5 protein-coding genes are annotated in these 7,316 nt (G+C 68.0%); 4 read left to right on the plus strand and 1 reads right to left on the minus strand.

Going from position 1 to position 7,316, the window contains the following annotated elements:
* Positions 1-804: site-specific integrase (locus tag VG869_17360; GenBank protein HEV3452956.1), on the plus strand; the 804-nt coding region annotated here is incomplete at its 5' end.
* Positions 805-911: 107 nt separating this feature from the next.
* Here VG869_17360 and VG869_17365 read toward each other — a convergent pair.
* On the minus strand, positions 912-3,653 hold the full coding sequence (locus tag VG869_17365) for an AAA family ATPase (protein HEV3452957.1): 2,742 nt from the start codon (positions 3,651-3,653) through the stop codon (positions 912-914).
* Positions 3,654-3,851: 198 nt separating this feature from the next.
* Between VG869_17365 and VG869_17370 the strand changes: the two genes are divergently transcribed.
* The 3 genes from VG869_17370 to VG869_17380 all read left to right on the plus strand — a co-directional run.
* Entirely contained in the window at positions 3,852-5,420 is a 1,569-nt protein-coding gene (locus tag VG869_17370) for a GMC family oxidoreductase N-terminal domain-containing protein (protein HEV3452958.1), read from the plus strand.
* Positions 5,421-5,430: 10 nt separating this feature from the next.
* The gene (locus VG869_17375; protein HEV3452959.1) at positions 5,431-6,921 is read left to right on the plus strand and encodes an aldehyde dehydrogenase family protein; all 1,491 of its coding nucleotides are present in this window, start codon (positions 5,431-5,433) and stop codon (positions 6,919-6,921) included.
* An 86-nt stretch (positions 6,922-7,007) separates the two neighbouring features.
* Positions 7,008-7,316, plus strand: a 309-nt coding sequence (locus VG869_17380; protein ID HEV3452960.1) for a hypothetical protein, incomplete at its 3' end; no start/stop codon positions are given.

The raw sequence follows: 7,316 nt of genomic DNA on the forward strand, positions 1-7,316 counted from the left end.
ACCCCGGCCGTGGCCAGCGCCCTGGAGGCCGCGTTCACCGCCGCGTTCGGCCAGCCCGCCCCGGCGACCCGCGCACGGCACCTGTCCGCGCTGCGCTCCGCGCTGGCCTGGTGGGCGGAGGCCGGCTGGGTCACCGCCGACCCGACCGCCGGGTGGGCGCGGCCGAAGGTCCCGGTGGACACCACGCGGGCGCTGACCCGCGCGCAGGTCGCCGCCATCTGGAAGCTGGACGTCCCGCTGCGGGACAAGGCGCTATGGCGGATGCTGTACGAGACCGCGGCCCGCGCCGAGGAGATCCTCGGCCTGGACGTCCCCGACCTCGACCTGCCCAGCAAGCGCGGCCGCGTCATCTCCAAGGGCGGCACGACCGACTGGGTCCACTGGCAGACCGGCACCGCGATGCTGCTGCCCCGGCTGCTGGCCGGGCGGCGCGAGGGCCCTGTGTTCCTGACCGCCCGCCAGCCGGGCCGCGCGGTCGCCTCTGGCGACCTGTGCCCGGTCACCAGGCGAGCGAGGCTGTCCTACCGGCGGGCCGCTGAGTCGTTCGAGCTCGCGACCCGCCCGCTGGCCAACCCCAGCGCAAGTCACGAAGAGCTAGAGGAGGTGCACGGCTGGACCCTTCACCAGCTCCGGCACAGCCTCCTCACCCACGAGGCCGAGGACGGCACCAGCACCCCGATGCTGCTCGCCCGGTCCCGCCACGCCTCCGTCCGGTCCCTCGAGCGCTACGCCCGCCCCGGACCCGAGGCCGTCGCACGCCACGTCGCCGCCGCCGACCCAGCCGCCCGGCGTCGGCGTTCGTAACCGGCTGCGGGACGCTACGGGCTACGAGGTAGCCCATAGCGGACAGACCCGTTACCTGACCGTGATCCTAATCGTTGTTGTTGCGCTGGATGGTGCCGCGAGCCCTACTAGGGAAGCAACGCGTCGCTCGACTCGCGCGGGAGGACTTTTTCGAGCTTGGTGCGCGAGCTGATGCCGAGTTTGACGAAGACCTTGCGCAGGTGGTACTCGACGGTGTGATGGCTGATGAAGAGCCGCGCTCCAATCTCGCTGTTGGAGAGACCGTCGCGGGCAAGCCGCGCGATCTCCGCCTCCTGCGGGGTTAGATCGTTTCGCGGCTCGATGGTGCGCTTCCGGGCCTGCTCGCCGGTTGCCAGCAGCTCGACGCGAGCGCGGTTGGCGAATGCTTCCAACCCGAACTCGCTGAACATCTCGTAGGCGGCTCGAAGCTCCTTACGAGCGTCCAAGCGACGCCGCTCACGCCGGAGCCACTCGCCGTAAAGGAGGTGGGCACGGGCCAAATCGACCGCCATTCGCGTGTTTCCGAGTCGTTCGATCGCCTCGAGATACTTGCTCTCGGCGAGCCCTTCGCCTAGTAGAAGCGCTTGCGCGCGCGCGGCGATCCCTAGTGCCCAATCCGTCCCGCTAGCGCGGGTGCGATCCGCCAGACGCCGATCGGCCTCGGCGGCGAGCTCGGGAGTTCCAACTCGTACGGCGGCCTCGATCAGCTCGGGTATCGCCCAGTTCACCGGAACCAGGTCCGCCTGATCAAGCACACGGCGCGCTGCCGCCAACGCTTCGTCGTAGCGTCCAAGCCCGTTGTAGAGCACGGACTCGGCCCAATCTGTGAACTCCAAGCCAGCCCCCTCGCCGCGGGCGATCAGCTCGGACCGAACGCGATCGATCAGGCGCCTTGCGTCGGCCTCGCGGCCGCGCATTGCCACGATTGAGACTCCGAGGTACGGAGCGATCGGGTTTCCGGTCAGCTCCGTCGCTTCCTGGAGAGCATCTTGGAAAGAGGCAGCCGCCGCAAGCTGACCCGAGAAGAGATGCATCTGGCCGCAGTGACCAAGCGCATCCGGGAGCTCGCCGAGCGCTCCGGTCTCGCGGATCAGCTGAAGGTGTCCCTCGGCGAGTCGCTTCCACGCTTCGTCATCCCAAAGAAGCAGTGTTGAGAGCGTCGCCCCATACATCCAGCGCAGCTGCTCGGTCTGAGACATCCCGCTGACGATTTCTCGCTGCGCCTCGCGCAAGATCGGCACTGCCACGGCATACGAGTCGCTACAGGCCGCCGCCAAGCCGTCGAGCAGTAGGTCCAGTCCACGTGGCCTGAGTGCTCGTGGTGCCGCAAGTCCCGCTTCTGCCACTTCGCGTACGCTTGCGCCCGGCCCGGCAAGCGATCCGGCATGAATAGCGGCCGTCAGCGCCTCAAGGTACGTCTCTCGGGCCAGATCGGGGTCGAGTTGCCGGAACCGCTCGGCGGCTTCGAGTAGCACTGCGGCGGCGCCGGTGCTTCGCGCTGCAAGGAAGGAAATCCGGCCACGCAGCAGGACGGCCCGCGCCCGGCCAAGCTCGGTCAGAATTCCCGATTCCGCCGTCGCCAGCAAGCGTCGAGCGTCAACGAGCGCGCCAGCCTCTACCTTTGCGCCCGCCGCGGCGAGCGCGCGTCCGGACCGGCGCGATTCCTGAGGTGTCAGCGCCGTGGCTCGCTCCAGGAACGCGGCCGCTGCCGCGTAACCTCCTCGTGCCTGCGCCCGTGCTGCCGACTGTTCGAGTTCCGTCGCGACCTCCTCATCCGGCAGTGACGCCGCCTGGGCGCGGTGCCACGCCCGCCGATCGGGGTCGATCTGCGGATCGGTTGCCTCGGCCAACGCGCGATGAACCTCGCGCCGTTCGTTCGGGTCGGCCGACCGGTATACAGCCGAGCGCACGAGTGGATGACGAAACACCACTGCACCGTCCAGTCTCAGCAAGCCTTCCGTCTCGGCGGCGCCCGCGGCCGCCTCAGGGATCCTGAGGTCTTGGGCGGCGCGCCTCAGAAGCGCAGGGTCGCCGACCGGGTCCGCCGCCGCGAGTAGCAGCAACTTCTGCGTGTCGCGTGGCATGAGCTCGAGCCGCTGACGGAAGCTTTCCTCGATTCTCCCTTGAAGGGATACCGCGCCCGGCAAACCGAAGCCGCCGGCGAGCCCCGACACCGTCAATCCGCGCGGCAGCTCGAGCAGAGCGAGCGGATTCCCCTGTGTCTCGGCCACCAACTGCGCTGCAACTCGCTCGTCTAGACGCCCCGGGACGACGGACGCCAGGAGCTCGCATGCGTCGGCGTCCGTGAGCCCCTCGAGTGCAAGCTCCGGTAGGCCGGCGGTTAGTTCCAGGCGTCCTCTCGTCGCGAAGAGCATCACCACCGACTCAGCCAACAGTCTTCGCGCGACGAACGCAAACATCTCCGCAGACGCTCGATCGAGCCACTGTGCGTCGTCAACGACACAAAGGACTGGGCCCTGGTCAGCCGCATCTGAAAGAAGACCCAAGACCGCAAGTCCAACGAAAAACCGCCCAGGGACCGCACCAGCGTCGAGTCCAAAAGTCGTTCGCAAAGCGTCGCTTTGCGGGCCCGGCAACCGGTCGAGTGAGCCGAGAAGCGGCGCACAGAACTTCTGCAGTGCCGCGAACGCGAGCTCCATCTCCGATTGCACGCCTGCTGCTCGCAGCACGTTGAGATCCGACGCCGACCCGATCGCGTACTCGAGTAGGGCCGTCTTCCCGACCCCCGCGTCCCCGCACAAGACAAGCACCCGGCTCTGACCGGCACGCGCGCCGTCGAGCAGCCGGTCGAGCGTGTTGCACTCTCCTTGCCGTCCGTACAGCCTCATACCCGGCGGGTTAGCGCGAGTGCTGACCATGACCGAATCATTCCACGCGCCAGGGACTACGGGCTCCAGGGATGCGATCCCGCGCCGGTGTGAAGCATCCTGGCCGCGGAACGTCGCCGACGACGAGTTCGTCGTCCTGACGGCGCAAGACAAATCCAACGTGGAATGCCCACCTCAGAAAAGACAACGGAGATAACCATGTCTGGCACCCCGAATGCAGCCAGTGTCCTGATAGTCGGTGGAGGGTCCGCCGGTGCAGTCCTCGCGACGCGATTGAGCAAAGACCCCACGCGGACTGTGCTGCTGCTTGAGGCCGGGCCGGCGTATGCCCCCGAGGCCTATCCGGGGGCACTCCTCAACGCCGACGTGGTCGCGGACCCCGGTCACGACTGGGGTTACACCTCGCACGCCACCGGGTCCACTCCGGAGATCCCAACGCCTCGGGGCAAGGTGCTCGGCGGGAGCTCGGCGGTAAACGCCACGGTGGCCATGCGACCGCGGCCGGCCGACTTCGCGAAGTGGGCCGAGCGCGGCGTGGACGGCTGGTCGTTCGACGAAGTCCTGCCGGCATTCAAGCGGATGGAGAACACACCGACCGGCGACGACGCGTATCACGGTCGCACCGGTCCGCTGCCGGTGCGCCAGCGCAGCGACGAGGAGTTGACCCCGTCGCTGCTCGGTTTCCTGAAGGCGTCAGTAGCCCATGGGTTCAAGCGGGTCGACGACTTCAACGGCGTCGAGCAGCACGGCACCGGCGCCGTACCCGTCGACGCGGTCGATGGGGTACGGCAGAACACGGGGCTCGTGTACCTCACCGCGAAGGTGCGGAGCCGGCCGAACCTGACCATTCTCGGTGGGGTCACTGTCGACCGCGTGTTGTTCGACGGGGAGCGGGCCGTCGGCGTGTCAGAAGCAAACGGCACCGTCTACCGGGCGGACGAGGTGATCGTGTCCGGTGGTAGCTACGGCAGCGCCGCGATCCTGCTCCGTTCCGGGGTAGGCCCGGCGGCCGACCTGCGCTCGCTCGGCATCGAGGTGGTCGCAGACCTGCCGGTCGGCCAGCGGCTGCACGACCACCCGATCTTCCCGAACGTCTATGCCCTCGTTCCGAAGTACCTGCAGATGACCCCGGCTGTCGGGTCACTGGTGTGGACGGCATCGAGCGAGGCGATCGGCGACGAGCTTGACCTGCATATCGCCGCGACTCACCTCCTCGACCCTGCGCTCAGCCCGACCGGCGGGCTGATCGTCGTGGCGATCGCGCTCGTGCAACCTGAGTCGCGTGGGACGCTCCGCCTGGCCAGTCGTGACCCGGACGAGGCGCCGCTGATCGACAACAACTACCTCGGGACTGACCGTGACGCACGCCGGCTCTTGGAGGGGGTCACGCTCTCCCGGACGATCTGCCGCAACAACGCGTTCGCGCCCTTCACTGCTGCGGAAATGCTTCCAGGCGACGCCATCACCGACGAGGCCCTGCCCGACGTGATCGCAAGCAACCTTGCCTCCTACGCCCACCCGACATCCACCGTACCGATGGGCGGTCCGGGGGACCCGTGGGCAGTCGTCGACGCGGTCGGCGCGGTCAAGGGCCTCGCCGGCTTGCGGGTGGTGGACGCCTCGATCCTGCCTGAAATCCCGTCCTGCGCCACGAACCTCACCACGATCATGGTCGCCGAGCGCGTCTATGAGCGTGTCTACGCCAGCGCAGCCGAGGTGACCGAGTCCCAAGGTCACAGCGGAGCCGCGCTGTCGCCCGGACGTTAGGAGAGCCGCCGTGACTACAACCACCACCCCCTTCGCCAACGCGTCCCCCAGCGGCGCGCGCACCTACCAGTGGTACGCCGACGGGCACTGGCGCGACGCTCCCGCGGCCTTCGACGACCGCGAGCCCTATACCGGCGATGTCTATGCCCACGCTCCAAACTGCGGAGCAGACGAAGCGAAGGTCGCCATCGCAGCCGCGAGCGCCGCGTTCCCCGTGTGGGCTGACACCCCGCCGGCGGAGAAGGCCCGGCTGTTCTTCAAGATCGCCGAGATCATCCGCCGTCGTCGCGAGGAGATCGCCGAGATGTTGGGCCGCGAGACGGGCAGCACCGTCCTCGCCTCTGCCGGCCAGTTGGAGCTCCTCACGGCCGCCCTCGAGCAGGCTGCAAACTGGGTGTACCTCCCCAAAGGGGAGGTACTGGTGTCGAACGCTCCGAACACCCACTCGATCGCAATCCGCCGTCCGCTCGGCGTGGTTGCCAGCTTCACGCCGTGGAACGCAGCCCAGATCCTTCCGTGGCGCGCGGTCTTGAATCCCCTCGTCACGGGTTGCACCGTCGTCGTGAAGCCCTCGGAGTACTCGCCCGTCTCTGGCGGGCTCCTGATCGCCGAGATCGTGGAAGAGGCCGGGTTCCCGCCCGGCGTCGTGAACATCGTGCCGCACGCCCCTGGCGCCGCCGGACCGATCGCGGACGAGTTCTTCGCCAGCGACGAGGTCCGGGCCATTAACCTGATCGGCGGTGTTAAGACTGCACGCGTACTAGCCGAACGGGCCGGACGGACCCTCAAACGGACGGTCCTGGAGCTAGGCGGCTACAACCCGATGATCGTGCTCGAAGACGTCGACGTTGACTACGCAGCGCGGACGGCGACCTTCGGATCGTTCCTCCACCAGGGTCAGATCTGCCTTAACACTCGCAAGATAATCATCCAGCGCAAGATCTACGACGACTTCCTCGAAAAGTTCGTCGGCCGGACCAAAGCACTTCCGTGCGGCGACCCGCTCGATCCTCACACGATCATCGGGCCGCTCATTCACCAGGGAGCCGTGGACCTCATGGACCAGCGCGTGGCAGAAGCCGTCGCCCTCGGCGCGACGGTTCGCACGGGTGGCACCCACCGCGGGCTCGTGTACGAGCCAACCATCCTGACCGACGTCCCTTACGAGGCGACCGCGTCCAACGAGGAGACCTTCGGTCCCCTGGTCGTCGTTGAAGCCGTCGACACCCCGGAGGACGCGGTCGCGGTAGCCAACCGCGTCCACTACGGGCTGACTTCCACCATCCTCGCCGGCGACACCTACAAGGCCTTCGAGCTGGCGCCGAAGGTCTGGCACGGCGTCGTCAACATCAACTCGCCGACTCTAAACGAGGAGATCCATGCCCCGATCGGCGGGGTACGCGACAGCGGCTGGGGCCGGACGGGCCCCGACAGCCTCACCGACTTCACCGACGTCATCTGGATCAACACCACTAGCAGCGAGCGCCAGTTCCCGTTCTAGGAGCCTGCTGAAAAAGGGCGCATATCCGGCACATCTACTTGAACGATCAAGTCAAGGTCCAAGGACCGAGCATGAAGGAGCTTGTCATGCGGAAGTTGCAGCGCGCTGCCGTGGCCGCGGCCCTCGCCGCCGCCGGCCTGGGAGTCGCCGGCGCCGCCGCGAACGCGGCGACGGCCGCCCCCGGGCACCGCACCCAGGCGGCGACGGCGTCGTGGAGCGGCGCCGGGAGCGTCAGGGCGAACGAGCGGGTGGTAGAAGCATTCCTCCAGGACGTCATCAACGAGCACCACGGCGACCACGCCGCCAGCTACCTGAACCCCGACATGCAGTGGTCCGGCGGCACCGTGGGCACGGTCACCGGCAGCGCCAACGTCGCCGGGCTGTTCGCCGGCGTC

The organism is Acidimicrobiia bacterium, assembly GCA_035948415.1.
Lineage (GTDB): Bacteria > Actinomycetota > Acidimicrobiia > IMCC26256 > PALSA-555 > PALSA-555.